Genomic DNA, 19574 nt, shown 5'->3' on the forward strand with positions numbered 1-19574 from the left:
CTACTTCTACGTTGAATAGCTTTATAAGGGAATAACCATTATTGCAGCTATTCGCCTTGAATTAGTTTGCCAAAAACCGCTCTGAGTAGATCAAATTCTTTACTGATTGGTATATTCATCTATTTAACTTCAACAATGTCACCGGGTTGCCAGCTCTTATCGAACCAAGGCTCCAGTGGCCCATAGAGACGCAGTAAAATAAACCAACCTTTATTGGGTACGGTTTGGATCCAGTTACTCTCTTTACCTTTAGGAGCCTCTGGACCGAAGTATATATCCACAGAGCCGTCGGCATTTTGGGTTAAATCATCGCGCTGATTGTTACGACTTGGGAACTTCTGTCCTGTCTGTAATTCCGAGCGAGTTTGCGTATCGTAAGCGACCACCGACCAAAAGTTTTTTGCCGGAACATTAGCAGGAATGTTCAATTTATAGGTATTACTGCCATTCAAATACGCCGAGTCTTTTGATTTGTCCAACATGGCATATTGCGAGCCCTTTCCAATCAGCTTCAACGCCATCGCAGGGGTATTTACCGTCGCCATATAGAAGAAGTAGGTGCGGGCATCCAAGTTACGTCCGCCCTCACCATCATCGATTAACCAGCGATAATCTCCACCAATAAAAGCTGTTTTCCAAAGCCTACCGGGGTAGACATACGCCGTATCATCATGTGGTTGAAACATCAGCGATCTAGCTGTGGCATTACCTATCGCTACGCCATCACTGAGTAAGGTTTTCATATGTGCATCTGGCGCAAAAGGCTTGCCCTTTTGAATGCCTATACTCGCCATCAAGCCACGAAGCTCAGGATCGATAAATGACACAGGCTCCTTCTCCAGTACAGGCTGGATCTCCTTGAAGAAGTGAAAGTCATTGGCATGTACCGTATTAAACTCTACGCCACTCCCCGACTGAAACTCCATCTTAGGTGGTTGCTTCTTTTTGGCAAGCGGATAGATTTTAAGGTGTTGCTTAAATGCTTGAACGGCTGAATCTGTCTTGCCATCTTTTAAAAAACCGCGCGCAATAAACCAGTTGGTATAACTCGTTGAGCGTGAGACAAAGTAACCTTCTGGCACCTCACCTTTGTAACCTGGTGGCAAAATCAGGTACTTTCCCCCTTTACCTTTATCAGGTCCTACAATTCCCATATCCGTAACAAAACGGAAAAAGGCGTCATTAACCGTCGTTGGTCCCATTCCGGCTGGCACTTCGACAACTGTGGGGCCATCACGTTCAAGGTCTAAAAATGCAGAAGCATAAACTGTGTCAGTATTACCGGTTAAGAAAAGTGGATTTGAGTCCATCAATTTGTCAAACAGTAGTACTTGGTTCGATTGAGTGATGCCAAGGTTTTCGTGGCCAATCCGTAGCGCTTCCACCGAAGCCATAGGGATCGCATTTAAAAACGTTTCGGTTGCACGAAAAGTATTAAGGTTGTCATAAATTTTACGACTCGTTTCAACAGTAGGTGCACCGTCATGGAACTCCAATGTGCCAATACTCGTCTTAACCTTGTTGGGAGTCATAATGCTATTTGGGATCTTATTGTTATAGCCAGGAGTGGGAGGCTCTTCCGCCACAACCTGTGATGACAGCCCTAACAATAACGCGATGGACACTGCTGCTGACTTGAGATTAAGTTTAGTATTCATTATCTTCCTTATTTTTATTTCACAATCATTCCTTTTACCTTACAGACTAAGAGCTGAATAAAAGCTGGTCAATACCAACTCTGTCTGTAAGCAGCTTGAAGCACTATTACTTTATTGTTTACCTTCAACCACTTCCCTATAGCGGCGAGCCCTTCTTAGCAATCACCACACAATTTCGTCCTTGTCTCTTGGCTCGATAAAGCGCTTTGTCTGCGCCATCAAGTACATGATGCCATGATTCAATCAGATCCAGCGCACCTAGAGGTTGCGCCACTCCCATTGAGATAGTTACTTTCAATTTGTACTCACCAACAACAATAACTGTATTCTCAATAGCCTGACGAACACGTTCAAAATGTTCAAGCAAGTCAACTCCTGTCTGTGGATATGAAGATATTGGCCAACTCAAGAGCAGGACAAACTCCTCTCCACCCCATCGAATAATTAAATCACGCTCACGAATATTCTTATTTATCACATTACCGACCTGAATAAGCACCTCATCACCGACATCATGACCATAGCTGTCATTCACGCTCTTAAAATGGTCTATATCGATAATGGCTAAACTCATCATCAGGCTTTGACTCTGCGAAAGTTGATGCTGTTGCTCCAAAAAATCAGAGAAATAACGACGATTATATAAACCTGTTAGCGCGTCGATATGTGACTGTTTATACAACTCAAGGTTAGAGGATTGCAGATTCTTATTATCATTTTCTAAACCGAAGCGTTTCTTTATCAGCAGAAAGATCGAAATAACAGAAACAAGAATAAAAAAGAATAGGAACTTCTCCCGTAGCTGTTGCTCTGCGAATCGAGACTCTTGTAAATCATTTTCGGCTTTTAAAACGGCTAATTCTTGTTGACGGTACTTATCTTGATAACGTTGACCCAGGTCAAATGTCATCTTGGCTCGTCGATCAAACAAGAGTGCCTTATCTTCTTCATTAGCCTTTCGCTGATAGTCTAATGCGGCTTTATAATTCCCCTTTACCTCATAGGCTAGTGCATAAGTATTAAAGGTATCGGCTAACCCTGAGCGCTTTCTTATTCGTTTATACAATGATTCACTATGGGCTAAAAATTGCAGGGCTTCATCGACTTGCCCAAGCTTGATCATGGCTTTCGCTAATATTCGACTACAATCCCCTTCGAACAACGGGTATTGATTATCCAAAGCAATGTCCACACATTCCAGCCCCTCTTCAACGGCTAAACGATATTCACCTTGAGCGAGGTAATATTGAATCCATGAGGTCTGAGCATTTAATTTGACTCGCAAATTACCACTTAACAGTGCACTTTCTCGTGAGGAAATTAAGTAGGGCTTACTCTCACTCCAGCGTCCAAGTTTTCCTAAAATAAAGGAAGCATTATTATTGAATGCTGCTAACTGCTCGTGACTACCACCATATTTATCAACATGTGCCAGAGCATTATTATTTGCCTCTAGGGCCTTTTCCCAATCTTCTAAATCAACATAGATAATAGCAACATTAGACAATACCTTACTGACATAGGGGTCCTCTGGAGTTGCTGTAAAGATATCCAGAGCTCTCAAATAATATTCAAGCGCGATGTAGTACTGATCCTGGAAAAAATAAAGCGCAGCTTTGACATTATATGCTCGCCCAGTCAGATGGGAAAAATTAACTACTTTTGACAATCGAATAGCCTCATCGATCAATACTAACCCATCATCGAAGCGGCTCTGTTTAGCGGCAAAAGTGGCCTGCCACATCTTAGCTTCGGCGATCAACCAGCCTGAATTCAGTCTTTGCCCTAATAACAGCATTCTTGCTATAGCCAACTCTGCGGCCTCTGGCGCGGAAACAGACAACTCAATGTCATGCAAGAGCCGGTAGTAAGCAAATGCATAATAAGCAGACTGATTAACTTGAGCTTGTGAAATCAGCTGATTTAATTGCAGACGCTTCGACTCACCATCTAGTTCTTTATCAGTAAACAAGGCCATAATTTGCTGACCATTGTCAAATGTCTCGATGGTGTTGATTGGGGAGAATTCTGCGGCTCGAACTGAAAACGAGCACAGCATGATGCTCGATAAAATAACAAATACAATGATCTTTTCCATAAGAATATCGCTAATTGTGGTTTTATAAGCTGTTCACCCTGATTAAGTAAGTCCTAAGATAAGCTTATAAAACATAACCTTATATTCAACGTCTTTGTCATTAGTGAACTTGTTACACAGTATCTGAAATATTGATAAGGTCAACATAATTGTCACCTTCGCACGGTTTCATTCCCGGCTAACTACACATAAACCATATAAAGTAAAAACCTCACTACTTTTACAAAAAAACTTCAAAACTGATTTTCTATTCCAAATAAGCAAATAAAACTTTTTGTTCATTAAACTAATGGCAAAGCAATGCACGCTACGGCGATACTCCTTGATTTACGACTAAAAAGATTTAGCTAGTAAAGCAAAACAAGACGACATAGACGCAAATAACGTTGAGCTGTAATTTCCCAACTTATCTTCAGCGATTTTATTTACTGGCTCTTATTTTTTTATCTCACCAAGCGATAAAAGACATTGTTTTTCAACTCCAATTAGCATTAGATTAAGGTCACTTATTCGGCAAACTAATGTGAAGTAAGAGAATCTAATGAAAAATATTATTTGCGATATCGATGGAGTTTTACTGCACAACAATAAGCTAATACCTGGCAGCGACAAGTTTATTCACCGCATACTCGAGCAAGGCAATCCACTCGTAGTGCTGACCAACTATCCGGTACAAACAGGTAAAGATCTACAAAACCGCCTAGGTGCAGCAGGGCTCAATGTACCTGAAGAATGCTTTTACACCGCAGCGATGGCCACTGCGGATTTTCTCAAACATCAACAAGGCACCAAGGCCTTCGTGATTGGTGAAGGCGCATTAACTCATGAGCTATATAAAGCGGGCTTTACAATTACCGATATTAACCCTGACTTTGTTATCGTGGGGGAAACCCGCTCCTACAACTGGGACATGATCCATAAGGCCGCAAAATTTGTTAGTGAGGGCGCACGCTTTATTGCGACTAACCCTGATACTCACGGTCCTTCCTTTAGTCCGGCGTGTGGGGCGCTATGTGCTCCCATCGAGCGGATCAGTGGTAAGAAACCTTTCTATGTCGGTAAACCAAGCTCATGGATAATACGTTCGGCGTTAAACCACATTGGCGGGCACTCTGAAAATACGATTATCATTGGCGACAATATGCGTACCGATATTCTTGCAGGCTTTCAAGCTGGCCTTGAAACCATTTTGGTGACTAGCGGTGTTAGCTCACTTGCGGATATAGACAAAGAGCCCTTTAGGCCAAACCATATTTTTAACTGCGCCGGTGATATCGACGTCATATAACTGTTCGAGCTTTCAAATGTAGAAGGTTTCACTAGTCTGTATAGGCCTAACAGCTTATATAGCTTTGCTTCTACATTTGAATAAATATCAAATCTCACATCGCAAACTAACCACGCAATATTAAGTAACATTTTTGCAATTAGATTATTGCCTAGCTCTCTTGCCATTGCGGGCTAATTTCCTCCATCATGATACATCTACCGCTTAAAAGTCTAAAATAACAATAATAGGACCTATTCATGCGTTCAATTTTTCCCTTATGCGCGCTAGCCCTGCTCAGTGCTTGCAGCCAGCAAACAAGTAATCTTAACGACCCGAGTGACATAAACTTCGATGAGAGCCGTTTCCGTCAAGACATTAAAACCCTCGCTTCAGATGAGTTTGAAGGTCGCGCGCCGACAACAAAAGGTGAGCAGTTAACACTGGACTATCTAAGTGATGCCTTTGCCGAAATGGGTCTAGAAAAGCCTAACGGCAAAGATTATTTACAGGCTGTACCTATGGTAAGTTATACCGCATCAGAGCAGCAAACGGTTCGCTTAGGCGATCTCGAGCTTAAGCATCGACAAAATGTCGTACTCGGTAGCCGTCACGATGTAGCCAAAATCGATATCAATAATGCCCCGCTGGTGTTTGTTGGCTATGGTATTAATGCGCCCGAATACCAGTGGAACGATTATCAAGATTTGGATATGACAGGTAAAATCGCGATAATTTTAGTCAATGATCCAGGCTTTGCACGACCCGATTCAGGCAAGTTTAACGGCAAAGCCATGACCTACTATGGCCGCTGGAGTTATAAGTTTGAGGAGGCCAGTCGTCAAGGAGCCCTAGGCGCAATTATCATTCACGATACCAAACCGGCCTCTTATCCTTGGTCTGTAGTTGAAAACAGTTGGACTGGTGCTCAACAAGATCTGGTTCATAATAGCGATGAACAAAACCAGCGAGTCCAAGTCGAAGGTTGGATAAGCTACGACGCTGCAACGACACTATTTAATAAGACAGGTCTATCCTTAGCGACCGTGTCTGATCGCGCTGCAGCAAGTGCGGTAAATTTACCACTAAATCAAACAGCGACCATTGCCTTTAAGAATAAAGCTGAGTATGCCAATAGTTATAACGTGGTTGCCACCCTACCCGGTAATAGCCGCGCAGGTGAGCATATACTATTTACCGCTCACTGGGACCATATTGGTGTCGATGCTAACAAAGAGGGCGATCAGATCTACAATGGCGCCCTAGATAACGCCTCAGGCACCGCAGGCATTTTAGAAATTGCACGTCAGTTCGCGATACAAGCTAAAAATGGTCACCCACTCGCTCGCTCGTTAACCTTTATTGCCACCACAGGTGAAGAGCAAGGCCTGCTAGGGTCTCGTTATTACGCTGCAAACCCTATCTACCCACTGGATAAAAGCGTGGCGGTATTTAACTTAGACAGCACCAATGTCTATGGCCGCACCACAGATTACACCATAGTAGGCAAAGGTAAATCTGAGCTGGAGAATTACCTTGTTGATGCCCTTAAAACCCAAAACAGAACAGCTAAGCGCGAGAAACACCCTGAGTCAGGCGGATTTTTCCGTTCCGATCATTTCAGCTTCGCCAAAGAAGGTGTGCCAGCGGTATTTGCAGGCGGAGGCAGTGAACCGATAGATGAGGCGACTGCACAATATAAGGCGGCAATGAAATTGAAAATGAAAGGCTGTTACCACAATGTTTGCGACGAGTATCGTGAAGACTGGGATCTATCTGGCGCACTGGAAGACTTAGCCATCTTCTATCAAGCCGCTTCTGTACTGGGTAACAATCACCACTGGCCGGGGTATTTTAAAGGCACTGAGTTTAACGCTTTACGCCCTGCAAACGACAACATAGAGCAAGCGAGCAAATAGTATTATACCAATTAGTATAAGAAGTTGATCTACTCAGAGCGTTTTTTGGCAACTAATTCAAGGCGAATAGCTGAAAGAATAGTTATTCCATTGTGAAGCTGTTCAACGCAGAAGTAGGCAGCCAAAAACGCTCCAGAATGGCGAGTTTTAGCGGTTCTGATACTGTGACTCTTAAGGAACAAGAGGGAGCTTAACCCTAGAACAACTATGCTCTTCACTCGTTACAAACCACATGGATGTGGTGAATGTCATTAATGCAGGAGCATTTAATGACCTTGCCTCAGAACCGCTAAACTCTCGCTGAGCGACCAAATCTTTAAACTGATTGGTATTATATGGCAATAGCCATTAACCTTAAAATTCATAAGCGCTTCAATAGGACAATACAAAGTAAGACTTTACCAATTTGATGCTTTCAACCAGCCGACTTGCCACCCACTTGTCGGCTTTTTTTTGCCTATTTAGAAGCGTTTTCAATCGAACTCAATACAATCTTCTATCCACCCAATTCTCAAAATGAGCAAGCTTCGTGCAAAAAAGTAACTTTTATCAATTAATTTGCTCAATTAGCTTTAATTGAAACTGCATTACGATATATCTAATCAAGCTTAACAATAACGCCAACCAAATTATCGATAACCCAAAAATATAGCCAGCTTTATGTGGGTTTATCATTTTTATGATTTTAAAATCGATTTTTAAGTAGGTGATTTACCACTTTTAACAATGATTACTCAAAAGCCGGTTTGTATTCTTAAGTATTCGATGGCAGAGTAATACTCAATTGAGTTTAAGACAGAATTTTTTGGAGTGACCTATGTGTTCAATTTTTGCAATTTTAGATATTCAATCCGACGCGGCTCCACTGCGTCAAGTCGCTCTAGAGATGTCCAAGCTTCTGCGTCATCGCGGTCCAGATTGGTCTGGGATTTACAGCAGTGATAAAGCAATTTTAGCCCATGAACGTTTAGCTATTGTCGATATTGAACACGGCGCACAGCCACTGCTTAGCCAAGATGGCTCTATCGTATTGGCCGTAAACGGTGAGATCTACAACCACAAAGAGCTTAAGGCCGAGCTTGGTGATAAGTACAGTTACCAAACAAACTCAGACTGCGAAGTGATCTTGGCTCTTTATCAAGAGTATGGCACTGAATTCTTAGATAAACTCAACGGAATTTTCGCCTTTGTGCTTTACGACAAGTCAAAAGACACGTATCTGGTTGGCCGCGATCACATGGGTATTATTCCGCTCTACACCGGCCACGATGCGGAAGGTAACTTCTACGTTGCATCTGAGATGAAAGCACTGATGCCAGTATGTAAAACTGTCGAAACCTTTACTCCAGGCCATTACCTGTCAAGTGAGAAAGGCGAGCTTACCCAATACTATCAACGTGACTGGCGCGATTTTGCCGCAGTGCAAGATAACCCTGCCAGCGCGGAAGATGTGCGTGATGCATTAGAAGCTGCAGTAAAACGCCAGCTAATGTCTGATGTACCTTACGGTGTATTACTCTCTGGTGGATTGGATTCATCAGTGATTTCAGCCATCACTCAAACGTTCGCCAAACGTCGTATCGAAGATGACGGTGAAAGCAACGCATGGTGGCCACAGCTTCACTCATTTGCCGTCGGTCTTGAAGGTGCACCTGACTTAATTGCTGCAAAAAAGGTAGCCGATGCCATTGGTACCATTCACCATGAAATTACCTTTACCTTCCAAGATGGTATCGATGCGATTAAAGATGTGATTTACCACTTAGAAACTTACGATGTCACCACTATTCGAGCGGCTACTCCTATGTACTTGATGGCACGTAAGATCAAGGCTATGGGCATTAAGATGGTGTTATCGGGTGAAGGCGCCGATGAGTTGTTCGGCGGCTACCTCTACTTCCATAAAGCGCCAAACGCACAAGCCTTCCATGAAGAGCTTGTTCGTAAACTCGATAAACTACACCTATTCGACTGTTTGCGCGCTAACAAAGCGATGGCGGCATGGGGACTCGAAGCTCGCGTACCTTTCCTAGACAAAGAGTTTATGGATGTCGCGATGCGCACTAACCCTGATGCAAAAATGTCGAAGAACGGTAAAATTGAAAAGCATATCCTGCGTGAAGCCTTTGAGCACAAGTTACCTAAGGAAGTAGCATGGCGTCAAAAGGAGCAGTTCAGTGACGGTGTAGGTTACTCTTGGATCGATGGCCTTAAAGATCACGCAGCAGAGAGAGTGGACGATTTAAAATTGGCAAACGCTAAGTTTAGATTCCCATACAACACGCCAGAAACCAAAGAAGCTTATTTCTACCGTACCTTCTTTGAAGAGCTGTTCCCATTACCAAGCGCAGCAGAAACGGTACCAGGTGGTAAATCAGTAGCCTGCTCGACTCCAGAAGCCTTAGCGTGGGATGCAAGCCTGCAAGGCATAATCGACCCATCGGGCCGAGCGGTACAATCGGTACACGACAGCGCCTACTAAGATAAGTTCTGAACACAAAAAAGCCAGTCGGGAGTTCCAACTGGCTTAATAAAACCATCAACTTATTTTAGAATTTAGACAGGCTAGCCTTTTACCCTAACTCGGTTGTTGGTATCTCGGCTGCTGCGAATAAGCTCGTCACTGGCGATAGAAGCCGATTTAGCCAGTCTATCGTAAAGCAGCACATTCACAGAGGCTGCAAGATTCATACAACCTACCGTCGGCACATAGACTACGGCATCGGCGCCATTAATCACTTGCTGGCTGATGGTGCCATCTTCAGGGCCAAAGATGTAGATCGCTTTATCTGGGTGCTCAAATTCCGGTAGTGGAATAGCCCCTTCTACCAGATCGACACAGACCACTTTAACGTCAGGCTCTATCGCATCGAGCAGTGACTCGACTTTTTTCAGTGGGATAGAACTACTGGCGCGCTTAGTGTCGGTATTGTACTGCGCCGTACCATTGGTGGCGGCCAGCTCATACCGTTTACCGGTATAAAATACCGCATCGGCGCTATAGCAACCCACGGCGCGCATGATGCCGCCGACATTTGTTGGGCTTTTCGGGTTAACTAGACCGATTGCAACAAAACTAATCATACTCATAAAAGCTTAAACTCTCATCACACTATCTATAGCACTTAACACATAGCACTCATCACAGTGGCATTAAGCTGCTAGCTTCTCACTTAATTGTGTCCACGCATCATCGACCAATGCGTAATCGGTGTCACTTAGCTCATCTCTTGCCAGTGCCAAACACTCGCTCATTTTAGCATCTAACGCACTAAGTCCCTGCTCGCTCTCGACTTCAAGTTGCGAAAGAACAACGGCCACATGCCCCTGTAAATAACCACTTGCAAATAACGCGTCATCATCACCTTCGGCAACAATGGTTTCAATCCAGTCTTGTAGTGTTTGCTCGTACTGCTCTATCATTGAGGGCTCCACATGCTTATCGATTGGAGTGTTGGTCTATAACTGTTCGACCGTCACTCCAAACATCTCTTCAAATCGTAAATTAACATCACCAAGCGCAGTTTCAGCGTACTCAGTGATGAGTCATATTATGCTAAATCCGGATTAGCGACTTGGTACATCACGTAATCGTGATACCCAGTAATCACTTTATAGTAACCCGTAAGTGCTTTATCTAATTCAGGGTCGCCACTATCCACAATTAATGGCCTTCCATCAAGTGCTTTTAACTTTGTTTTGGTTGCAAGTATAACAATATTGTCTTTACCGACACGCCGTACTAGTTCTGGGCTTAGCTGCTGATTGCCTCTACCTAATACATGCCCTTGGCCACCAATCAGGGTGATAAATAGCTTTAGTGTTTTATTTTCAGTGAGCTGTAATAACTCATTGGCAGAAAGATCGCTGGCAACTAAGGCTTGGTCTTGAATAAGATCGACGCCTAACAAGGTGTTTTCAAGCCCTAGCTCACTCATTACAGCGCCAACCGTATTACCCGAGCCAATGATGCAAAGGTTATCTTCCATCTGCTCAATCGCTTCGGCGGCAATATCGGCAAGCACCAACTCATCACTCTCTTTACCGCCCATCTTCACTGCTTGTACATATCTTGGCTCTGCTGGCACTAACATCTCACCAAAGCGCTTAGCGCGTACCACACCGGTCCTAAATGCTGCCTCATCAATATCCATCACATCGGCGCTCATCAAGCTGACTAAGTCCCTCTCTAGCAACATTTTGACCACCATGCCGGAAGCATGAGGCGTTATACCGTACACGCCAGAGTGAATTTTAACACCTGCTGGCACGCCTAATACGGGAATATTATCATCGGCGATGGCGTATACATCACGGGCAGTGCCATCGCCACCAGCAAATAGCAGCAGATCTAAGGTCTCGTTTAACAGCTCTGCCACCACTTTTTGGGTGTCTTGCGCCTGGGTTTGCTGTGGTGCTTGATAAACAACCCGAGTCGTAAAGCCCATCTGCTTGGCGATTGTCTCTCCCATATCGCCCGAAGCCGTAATCACCTCTATACGGTCCTTATAGAGCTCAATCACTGCGAGTGCTTGCTGCATTCTTAGGTGTGCTTTAGGCACCGCACCTTTAGCAAGCGCTTCAGCTGCCACACCATCACTGCCTTTTAAGGCAACACTGCCACCAAGACCTGCTAGTGGATTAATGATTAAACCAAGACGAAACTTCCCCACAATGATGCTCCATTTTTTATGTTGTACTGGTTAAGCAACCGTCGCTTTGGGTTTAGGAATAAAAAATACGGCTAGCATAGATAAAAATGCACAGGCTGCAGCAAAAATCCAGGTAGACACTGCGCCAGAGCCATCTCCCCAGATGATGCCACAAAGCCAAGTGCCTATTGCGCCACCCACACCAAAACTTAAACTGGCATAGAGTGCTTGACCCTGACTGCGACGATTAATATCGAAATGTTTATGAATAAATTGAATCGATGCTGCATGGGTTAAGCCGAAGGTAAAGGCGTGCAGCAACTGACTGATACTAAGGTAGACAATATTTTCAACGCCGTATGCGAGTAATAACCAACGCACTGCGGTTAAGCCTATGCTCACGACTAACAGGAGGTTAACCCCAAATCGACCAAGCAACTTAGGCGCATACATAAACATGACAATCTCGGCCATCACGCCCAATGCAACGAAAATCCCCGCCGTAGCCTCTGTGTAACCAGCTTGCTTTAAATACAAAACGAAGAAGCCATAGAAAGGCCCTGCGCTCATCTGCAACAGCATGGCTGAAATCAAAAACCAGATGAGGGCTCTATCGAAGACTAAAGGCTTGCGCTTTTGGGTCTTATCGACAACGGCGCGATTTGACGGTAGTGGTAAGGCGCTGACTAGCATACCGATAAATAGCATCATGCCGATATAGGGCAAGATCTGCGGCCCAAAGTGATCGATGGCGAAGCCGCCGCTGATCACCAGTACGATATAACCTATACTGCCCCAACTACGAATAGCGCCATATCGATTAGTATCGTCACCTAAGGTTTCGAGGGTGATCACCTCAAGCTGCGCCAAAATGGCGTTCCAGAAGAAGGTATACACAGCTAGACTGATGGCCAGATAGGTTAAGCTGCCATCATAGAAAAATGTTAGATAGCTTATCGCCGCTGCGCCAGCACCGATTTTAATCAGCTCGGAGCGCATACCCGTTCTGTCGGCAACGATAGCCCATAGATTGGGCGCGATGATCCGCGTAGCCATTAAAATGGCGAGTAGCAAGCCTATTTCTTGAGCATCAAAACCACGGCTGTCGAAGAAGACTCCCAGATAAGGCACCATGATGCCCAAGATGGAAAAGAAAAAGAAATAACAGGCACAGAGCCAGCGAAGTTGCTGCTCTGTGCTTTTGGGTTGAAACATCAACGCATTCCGATAATAGGTGTACTGCTATTCACATCCATATTTTGTGCGCGGTGACGTAATAAGTGATCCATCAGCACGATAGCCAACATGGCTTCGGCAATTGGTACCGCTCTAATACCCACACAAGGATCGTGACGCCCTTTAGTGATAACCTCGGCGACTTCACCCTGAGCATTCATGCTCTCACCCGGCACGCTAATACTCGAAGTCGGCTTCATAGCAATATGGGCAATAATTGGCTGACCAGAAGAGATCCCGCCTAAAATGCCACCCGCATGATTGGAGGCAAAACCTGCTGGTGACATCAAGTCTCTATGTTCAGAGCCTTTTTGATTCACCACTTCAAAACCATCACCAATCTCAACGCCTTTAACAGCATTAATGCCCATTAGCGCATGAGCGATATCGGCATCCAAGCGATCAAATACTGGCTCACCAAGACCCACTGGCACACCCGTTGCGACTACAGACACTTTTGCGCCAATGGAGTCCCCACTCTTTTTAAGCTCACGCATGTACTCGTCTAGTGAATCCAGTTTTGTGGCATCAGGAAAGAAAAAGGCATTTTGCTCTATCTGATCAAAATCGACAGTCTCGGCTGCAATCGGCCCAAGCTGTGACAGATAAGCATGAATTTCAACGCCATGAACTTGTTTTAGGTATTTTTTAGCGACAGCGCCAGCTGCGACTCGCATTGCCGTTTCGCGAGCAGATGAACGACCGCCACCGCGATAGTCGCGTTGACCGTATTTTTGTTGGTAAGTGTAGTCGGCATGCCCTGGACGGAACAAATCTTTGATATTAGAATAATCTTTGCTGCGCTGGTCGGTGTTTTCAATCAGTAAACCAATTGAGGTACCTGTGGTTTCCCCCTCAAACACACCGGACAGAATACGCACTTCGTCAGGCTCTCTTCGAGCAGTTGTATATCGTGAAGTACCAGGGCGGCGGCGATCTAAGTCGTGCTGCATATCCGCCTCTGTCAACTCAACCCCTGGTGGGCATCCGTCGATAATACAGCCGATGGCGACACCGTGGCTTTCACCGAATGTTGTTACTACGAAATTTTGACCTATACTGTTTCCCGACATTCGCTTTTTAGCCCTCTTTCTCTTTTTCTAATTTTTATTTACCCGCGTTCTATCGGTAAATTCCTTCAATACCAACCTAAATGTAGGAGTACAGATTGCCGCAGACACGTCTGCGGCTAGAACCTATTATTCACTATCTTTATAGATGGCGAAAAGTGATTCATTTTCAACTAACTGGTCACGAGTCAGGATAAACACGCCGTCACCACCATTTTCGAAGTTCACCCAAGTGAAAGGTACATCAGGGAACTGCTCACTTAAATGCACCATAGAGTTGCCCACTTCGACAACCAGTAGTCCATCTTCTGTTAGATAATCGGCCGCATTAGCAAGAATACGCTTAGTCAAATCTAAACCGTCACGACCCGACGCTAAACCAATTTCTGGCTCATGGTGATATTCATCAGGCATATCACCGATATCTTCTGCATCCACATATGGTGGATTAGATACGATTAAGTCGTAATGTGCGCCTTTTGGAATCGCTGAGAACAAGTCAGACTCCATTGGGAACACTCTATCCATCACTTCAAGGGTTTCGATGTTGATTTGCGCAACGTCTAACGCATCGACACTGATATCTAGCGCATCAACTTCTGCATCTTCAAATTCATAAGCACAAGCAATAGCGATACAAGCGCTACCGGTACATAGGTCGAGTACACGGTTAACTGGCTTGTTATACAGCCAAGGGCTAAAGCGATTCGCAATTAACTCGGCGATTGGCGAGCGAGGAACAAGTACACGTTCGTCAACGTAGAACTCAAGCCCTGCAAAATTTGCTTTATTGGTCAAATATGGAACGGGCAAGCGCTCTCTTACGCGACGAATGATAAGCTCAACGATCTTATGCTTTTCACTGCTGGTTAAATTAGAGTGAATCACTTGCTGACCGATCTCTTCCGGCAGATGCAAAGCGTGGAATACTAACGCAATAGCTTCGTCCCATGCGTTATCTGTACCGTGGCCATAGTAAATGTTTGCATCATTAAAACGACTGACGCCCCAACGTAGCATATCGCCAATAGTACGTAATTCTGTTACCGCTTCATCAACAAAAATCTTATCCAAAATTCGCTCCAACTTTTTAATTCCGACTCATTGTAACTGAACTCTATTCATATGGCATCGGATTCAATAAAATAGAAGGATGAATAAAAGCAAAGATAACGACGATTTGGCCCTTTTTGCAGAGTTAACTAAAGGAATAAAACCTTTTCAGCAAAATAAGCGTCATTTTATAGCGGCTCCTAAGGACCGAAAAATCATTGAAGAGAAAGAGCAGCAACTGCATGCTGACAGCTATTTCTCCGATACCTATCAACCTCTATTGCCGGTTAATGGTCCGATGAAGTGGGCGCGAGACGATGTGGATAACCATGAGGTTAAGCGTCTACGTCGCGGTGACTATGTACCGGATCTATTGCTCGATATGCATGGCATGCGCCAAACCGAGGCTAAGCTCGAACTTGCTGCACTGATCCAAGCTTGCATCAAGCAGCAGAGTCACTGCTGTTGTGTGATGCATGGTCACGGAACCGGAATTTTAAAACAAAACATCCCAATGTGGTTGGCGCAGCATCCTCATGTCAAAGCCTTCCATCAAGCCACTAAAGAATGGGGGGGGGATGCGGCGCTTTTAGTATTGATAGACATTGGCGACCAGCCCTATCGTCGCTGATGCTCATACACTTAAACAGACATAGACGATCGTTATAGAAAACAAAAATAAATAATACAGCCCCCAGATTGTAGGCCTGAAAGTAAAAAAAGTGAGTCTTCTATATACTCTAGAATGACTCACCTTTTATTATTCTTTATACACCTTTAATAGGATTGCGCTCAAGTTAGCTAATCGAATGTGGTGCATGTTGCCAAACCAGATGATTTCTATCGTTCACTCTTTCAATCAAGGTCACTCCAGAGGTGGCAAACAGAGGTGGTTCAATACCGGGCACTAACTCACTTACGAGGTAACCTAACAACGGCATATGGGCAAGGACTAACACATTCTTAGCTTGATACTGCTCGGCGTAGGCAAGCACTAAGTCGGCGACACGACTTGGATCACCCGCTGGAACTAATTCATCTAACGTGATCCACTTACGCGGTTCAGGGAAGTGCTTACTCACTTCCTGCCAACTTTGCTGAGCTCTCAAGTAGGGACTCACCAATACCAAGTCAAATTCTTTGGTAGTAAGCCCTAACCAATTACTCATCAGCCCAGTGTGATGACGGCCGATATTGGTAAGGGTACGCTCCCTATCGGAGTGAGCATGATAACCCGCTTCGCCGTGACGCATTAAAAATAGCTGCATACTGCGTGGCTACTCCCAATTATTTATTGTTATTTTGTAATTGTAGTCCGATTCTAATCGCCAACATACCGTTATTGCATCAATAATTAGTCGAATAGATTGATAACGACTAAAATATTTCATAAAAGCGATGTAAACCTCAACTCAAACCTGCTGAAGATTCAACCAACTTGTAGTTTATTTCACTGATGCCATAGGTTGTGTTTGAAGATAAGTAAAAATGATGGCAAGTTAAGCTCTAAAGAGTAACTATCTTTTTACTCAATTAGTTACCTTAGAAAAAATGCCGTGTCAGGGCATAGGCGCAAATAATTCCCTTTATTTATTCGTGATATTGGAGCCACTCTTTGTCGAAAGCTAAACAGATTAAAACCAGTCCTAACGATCATCGACTTTACCGCCATATCAAACTCAAAAATGGCTTGTCGGTGTTGCTGGTTGAGGATCAACAGACAAGTCAAGCTGCTGCCTCGATGGCTGTAGCGGTCGGTCATTTTGACGATCCAGTTTCACGTCCCGGTATGGCCCACTTTCTTGAGCACATGTTGTTTCTCGGTACCGAAAAGTACCCCGAGTCTGGTGAGTATTCGGCCTTTATCAATCAACACGGCGGCACCAATAATGCTTGGACCGGTACCGAACATACCAACTTCTTTTACAGTATTAATGCCGAGCAATTCGAAGCTTCGTTAGATCGCTTTAGCCAATTCTTTATTGCTCCACTGTTTAATACTGATTTGGTTGACCGAGAGCGACAGGCTATTGAGTCCGAGTTTAGCATGAAGCTAAAGGACGATATTCGCCGTGTCTATCAAGTACAAAAAGAAACGGTGAATCCAGCGCACCCGTTTTCAAAGTTTTCCGTTGGTAACCTAAAAACCTTGGCAGGTGAAGAAAGTGGGTTAAGGGAAGAACTACTGCACTTTTATCAAGAGAAATACAGTGCAAGCATCATGACTCTGTGCCTAGTAGCCCCCCTAAACCTAAAGCAGTTAGAAGAACTCGCGAATGAGTACTTCAGTGATATTAGCGACCATATCCGTAAAGACGCTTATCCGGATATTGCTATTTACTTACCTGAGCAGCTGCAAACACAAATCAATATCGTGCCGCTCAAAGAGCAAAAACGCGTCGCTATTACCTTTGCCCTGCCCGCTCTCGAACATTTTTATCAGCATAAGCCACTGACTTTTATCAGCCACTTATTGGGTTATGAAGGTAAAGGAAGTCTACTGTGCTATTTAAAGGCGTTAGGGCTTGCCGATAACCTCTCTGCAGGAGGTGGCGTCAATGGCTATAATTTTAAAGATTATAATGTCAGTATTCAGCTGACAGACCGAGGTATTGAAGAGTTAAATACCGTTATAGAAGCAACATTTGAATACATAGAGTTAATCCGTCAACAGGGCTTGCAAGCTTGGCGTTATGATGAACGAGCAACATTGCTAAAGATTGCGTTTCAATATCAAGAGCAGGTCGACTCTTTAGATTTAGCCAGCCATCTAAGCATTAATATGCATCACTATGATATTGCAGATATTATTTACGGTGACTACCGTATGGATGGTCTAAATCTAGTAGAAACAGAGCAACTACTATCCCTGATGACTCCGCAAAACATGCGAATTCAGTTGATTGCACCTGAGCTTAATACCAACAAACAGGCCGATTGGTATCACTCGCCTTATCAAATGACCCCCATAGCAGCAGACAAAATCGCTAAATGGTCAAATATCACTGTACGTAATGCGCTGAGCCTACCATCAAAGAATCCTTTTATTAATAATGAATGTGTTGCTCGCCCAGATAAAAGTACCAATAAGGTACCTGTTGTTGTTGCACAAAAAACCGGATATCGGATCTGGCATCGAAAGGATGATGAATTTAACGTCCCAAAGGGACATTTATATTTATCGCTAGATTCAGCACAGGCTGCGGCTTCACCTAAGCACGCAGCGTTGACGCGTCTATACGTTGAAATGCTACTCGACTATCTGACTGAATATACATACCAAGCTGAAGTCGCAGGTCTAAGTTACAATATTTACCCGCATCAAGGCGGCATCACGCTACATTTAACTGGATTTACTGGCAAACAGGAAGCGCTGCTAGAACTGGTTATAGCAAAAGCGAGAGAGCGTAACTTCACTCAAAGCCGCTTCAATCTGATTAAGCGCCAAATACTACGGGCTTGGTATAACCACTCTCAAGCTAAACCCATTTCTCAGCTATTTACTAGCCTGACAGTAACCTTACAAAAACGCAGCTTCGAGCCGTCTAGAATGGCCGAGTTACTCGAAGAAATTACTCTCGATGACCTGCACGCCCATGTTAAAAACTTCTATGAAAAAATTCATTTAGAAGGCCTTGTCTATGGTGATTGGCTAGAAAGTGAAACAAAGGTGTTGGGTGAGCGCTTAGAAAAAGTGTTATCACTAGTGTCCACTCCCAGCCGAGAATCATCACGAGAATTGATTGATTTGTCAGATAAAGGAACCCTTTTACGGGAAATTCCTGCATCACATCCAGATAGTAGCATTATTGTCTACTATCAATCTGATGTGACAACTCCAGAAACTATGGCACTGTTTAGCCTTCTGAACCACACCATGTCCTCGACTTTCTTCCATGAGTTACGCACGCAGCGCCAACTAGGGTACATGGTCGGGACTGGCTATCTTCCTCTAAACCGTTATCCGGGGATTATTTTTTATATCCAGTCGCCAACATCCGGCCCAAAACAATTACTAGAAGCGATAGATGAGTTTATCGCTGACTTTACCTATGCCATATTACAAATCACCAACGCGCAGTGGGAATCAACTAAACACGGACTTATCAATCAATTACTTGTAAAAGACTCGAGCCTTAAAGCCCGCAGTCAACGTTACTGGTCAAGCATAGGCAACAAAGACTATAAGTTTAACCAAAGAGAGTCTGTCGCTGAACACATAAAATCTCTCACCCGCGCCGATCTTATTAAATTCATCATGCAGAAAATGCGCACCAAGCATTGTGATCGTTTAGTGTTATTTAGTACAGGTGACTCTCACTTAGAACAGGCACCTCTTGAGTCAGACAAAATGATCACCGATCTTCGCGCTTTCAAACAAGCTGCTCAGCAATTTGATTATTGAAATTTAACGACCAACAACGCATTAACAAGCAGCCCTCACTTTTGATATAGACTTTTACTTATAAGTAACTAAACACCATAAAAAAGTCTATATCACTAAACCGTCCACTGTTGTTAGCGCAATAATCCACACGCAACACAAATTCGAGCTTAAACCGCAGGGTAACAGAAAGGATAAGAATGATTATCTGCTACAATTACCTCTATAATTTTTGAC

At 44.0% G+C, this 19574-nt stretch carries 14 protein-coding genes; 5 read left to right on the forward strand and 9 right to left on the reverse strand.

From position 1 onward, the window contains the following. Positions 1 to 119 precede the first annotated feature (119 nt). Both SPEA_RS13685 and SPEA_RS13690 read right to left on the reverse strand, forming a co-directional pair. Complete coding sequence (locus SPEA_RS13685) at positions 120 to 1658, reverse strand: DUF1254 domain-containing protein (RefSeq protein WP_012155805.1); 1539 nt, start codon at positions 1656 to 1658, stop codon at positions 120 to 122. 136 nt (positions 1659 to 1794) lie between these two features. Then, entirely contained in the window at positions 1795 to 3756 is a 1962-nt protein-coding gene (locus SPEA_RS13690) for a tetratricopeptide repeat-containing diguanylate cyclase (protein WP_012155806.1), read from the reverse strand. Positions 3757 to 4297: 541 nt separating this feature from the next. Here SPEA_RS13690 and SPEA_RS13695 point away from each other — a divergent pair. The 3 genes from SPEA_RS13695 to asnB all read left to right on the forward strand — a co-directional run bounded on the left by SPEA_RS13695 (position 4298) and on the right by asnB (position 9424). Further along, entirely contained in the window at positions 4298 to 5044 is a 747-nt protein-coding gene (locus tag SPEA_RS13695; RefSeq protein ID WP_012155807.1) for an HAD-IIA family hydrolase, read from the forward strand. Positions 5045 to 5283: 239 nt separating this feature from the next. Then, positions 5284 to 6942, forward strand: a complete 1659-nt coding sequence (locus SPEA_RS13700) for a M28 family metallopeptidase (protein WP_012155808.1) — start codon at positions 5284 to 5286, stop codon at positions 6940 to 6942. 817 nt (positions 6943 to 7759) lie between these two features. Next, the gene (asnB, locus tag SPEA_RS13705; RefSeq protein WP_012155809.1) at positions 7760 to 9424 is read left to right on the forward strand and encodes an asparagine synthase B; all 1665 of its coding nucleotides are present in this window, start codon (positions 7760 to 7762) and stop codon (positions 9422 to 9424) included. An 83-nt stretch (positions 9425 to 9507) separates the two neighbouring features. On the opposite strand, the gene SPEA_RS13710 is transcribed toward asnB, so the two are convergent. The 6 genes from SPEA_RS13710 to prmB form a co-directional block, all read right to left on the reverse strand. Then, a complete protein-coding gene (locus tag SPEA_RS13710; protein WP_012155810.1) occupies positions 9508 to 10032 on the reverse strand; it encodes an RNA methyltransferase in 525 nt (174 codons plus the stop codon). Between the two features lie 63 nt (positions 10033 to 10095). Continuing rightward, complete coding sequence (locus tag SPEA_RS13715) at positions 10096 to 10365, reverse strand: YfcL family protein (RefSeq protein WP_012155811.1); 270 nt, start codon at positions 10363 to 10365, stop codon at positions 10096 to 10098. A 128-nt stretch (positions 10366 to 10493) separates the two neighbouring features. Beyond that, positions 10494 to 11615, reverse strand: coding sequence for an ATP-NAD kinase family protein (locus tag SPEA_RS13720; protein WP_012155812.1), 1122 nt, complete (start codon positions 11613 to 11615; stop codon positions 10494 to 10496). 30 nt (positions 11616 to 11645) lie between these two features. Continuing rightward, complete coding sequence (locus tag SPEA_RS13725; RefSeq protein WP_012155813.1) at positions 11646 to 12809, reverse strand: MFS transporter; 1164 nt, start codon at positions 12807 to 12809, stop codon at positions 11646 to 11648. Continuing rightward, positions 12809 to 13903 (reverse strand): chorismate synthase, encoded by a 1095-nt coding sequence (aroC, locus tag SPEA_RS13730; RefSeq protein WP_012155814.1) that lies wholly within the window; start codon positions 13901 to 13903, stop codon positions 12809 to 12811. Before aroC ends, SPEA_RS13725 begins: the two co-directional genes overlap by 1 nt. A gap of 126 nt (positions 13904 to 14029) precedes the next feature. Continuing rightward, positions 14030 to 14974, reverse strand: a complete 945-nt coding sequence (prmB, locus tag SPEA_RS13735; RefSeq protein ID WP_012155815.1) for a 50S ribosomal protein L3 N(5)-glutamine methyltransferase — start codon at positions 14972 to 14974, stop codon at positions 14030 to 14032. A gap of 79 nt (positions 14975 to 15053) precedes the next feature. Here prmB and smrB point away from each other — a divergent pair, with 79 nt between their 5' ends. Continuing rightward, the gene (smrB, locus tag SPEA_RS13740; protein WP_012155816.1) at positions 15054 to 15584 is read left to right on the forward strand and encodes an endonuclease SmrB; all 531 of its coding nucleotides are present in this window, start codon (positions 15054 to 15056) and stop codon (positions 15582 to 15584) included. A gap of 166 nt (positions 15585 to 15750) precedes the next feature. Here the strand turns inward: smrB and sixA are convergent, their stop codons facing one another. Continuing rightward, positions 15751 to 16221, reverse strand: coding sequence for a phosphohistidine phosphatase SixA (sixA, locus tag SPEA_RS13745; RefSeq protein ID WP_012155817.1), 471 nt, complete (start codon positions 16219 to 16221; stop codon positions 15751 to 15753). A gap of 347 nt (positions 16222 to 16568) precedes the next feature. On the opposite strand from sixA, the gene SPEA_RS13750 reads away from it, so the two are divergent. Continuing rightward, positions 16569 to 19358, forward strand: coding sequence for an insulinase family protein (locus SPEA_RS13750; RefSeq protein ID WP_012155818.1), 2790 nt, complete (start codon positions 16569 to 16571; stop codon positions 19356 to 19358). The last annotated feature ends 216 nt before the right edge of the window (positions 19359 to 19574 follow it).

The sequence above is a fragment of the Shewanella pealeana ATCC 700345 genome (assembly GCF_000018285.1).
Lineage (GTDB): Bacteria > Pseudomonadota > Gammaproteobacteria > Enterobacterales > Shewanellaceae > Shewanella > Shewanella pealeana.

Excerpts from the sequence above, each read along its gene's own strand:
- SPEA_RS13685 (WP_012155805.1), bottom strand. The coding sequence starts at position 1,658 with ATGAATACTAAACTTAATCTCAAGTCAGCAGCAGTGTCCATCGCGTTA.
- SPEA_RS13690 (WP_012155806.1), bottom strand. The coding sequence starts at position 3,756 with ATGGAAAAGATCATTGTATTTGTTATTTTATCGAGCATCATGCTGTGC.
- SPEA_RS13695 (WP_012155807.1), top strand. The coding sequence starts at position 4,298 with ATGAAAAATATTATTTGCGATATCGATGGAGTTTTACTGCACAACAAT.
- SPEA_RS13700 (WP_012155808.1), top strand. The coding sequence starts at position 5,284 with ATGCGTTCAATTTTTCCCTTATGCGCGCTAGCCCTGCTCAGTGCTTGC.
- asnB (WP_012155809.1), top strand. The coding sequence starts at position 7,760 with ATGTGTTCAATTTTTGCAATTTTAGATATTCAATCCGACGCGGCTCCA.
- SPEA_RS13710 (WP_012155810.1), bottom strand. The coding sequence starts at position 10,032 with ATGAGTATGATTAGTTTTGTTGCAATCGGTCTAGTTAACCCGAAAAGC.
- SPEA_RS13715 (WP_012155811.1), bottom strand. The coding sequence starts at position 10,365 with ATGATAGAGCAGTACGAGCAAACACTACAAGACTGGATTGAAACCATT.
- SPEA_RS13725 (WP_012155813.1), bottom strand. The coding sequence starts at position 12,809 with ATGTTTCAACCCAAAAGCACAGAGCAGCAACTTCGCTGGCTCTGTGCC.
- aroC (WP_012155814.1), bottom strand. The coding sequence starts at position 13,903 with ATGTCGGGAAACAGTATAGGTCAAAATTTCGTAGTAACAACATTCGGT.
- smrB (WP_012155816.1), top strand. The coding sequence starts at position 15,054 with ATGAATAAAAGCAAAGATAACGACGATTTGGCCCTTTTTGCAGAGTTA.
- sixA (WP_012155817.1), bottom strand. The coding sequence starts at position 16,221 with ATGCAGCTATTTTTAATGCGTCACGGCGAAGCGGGTTATCATGCTCAC.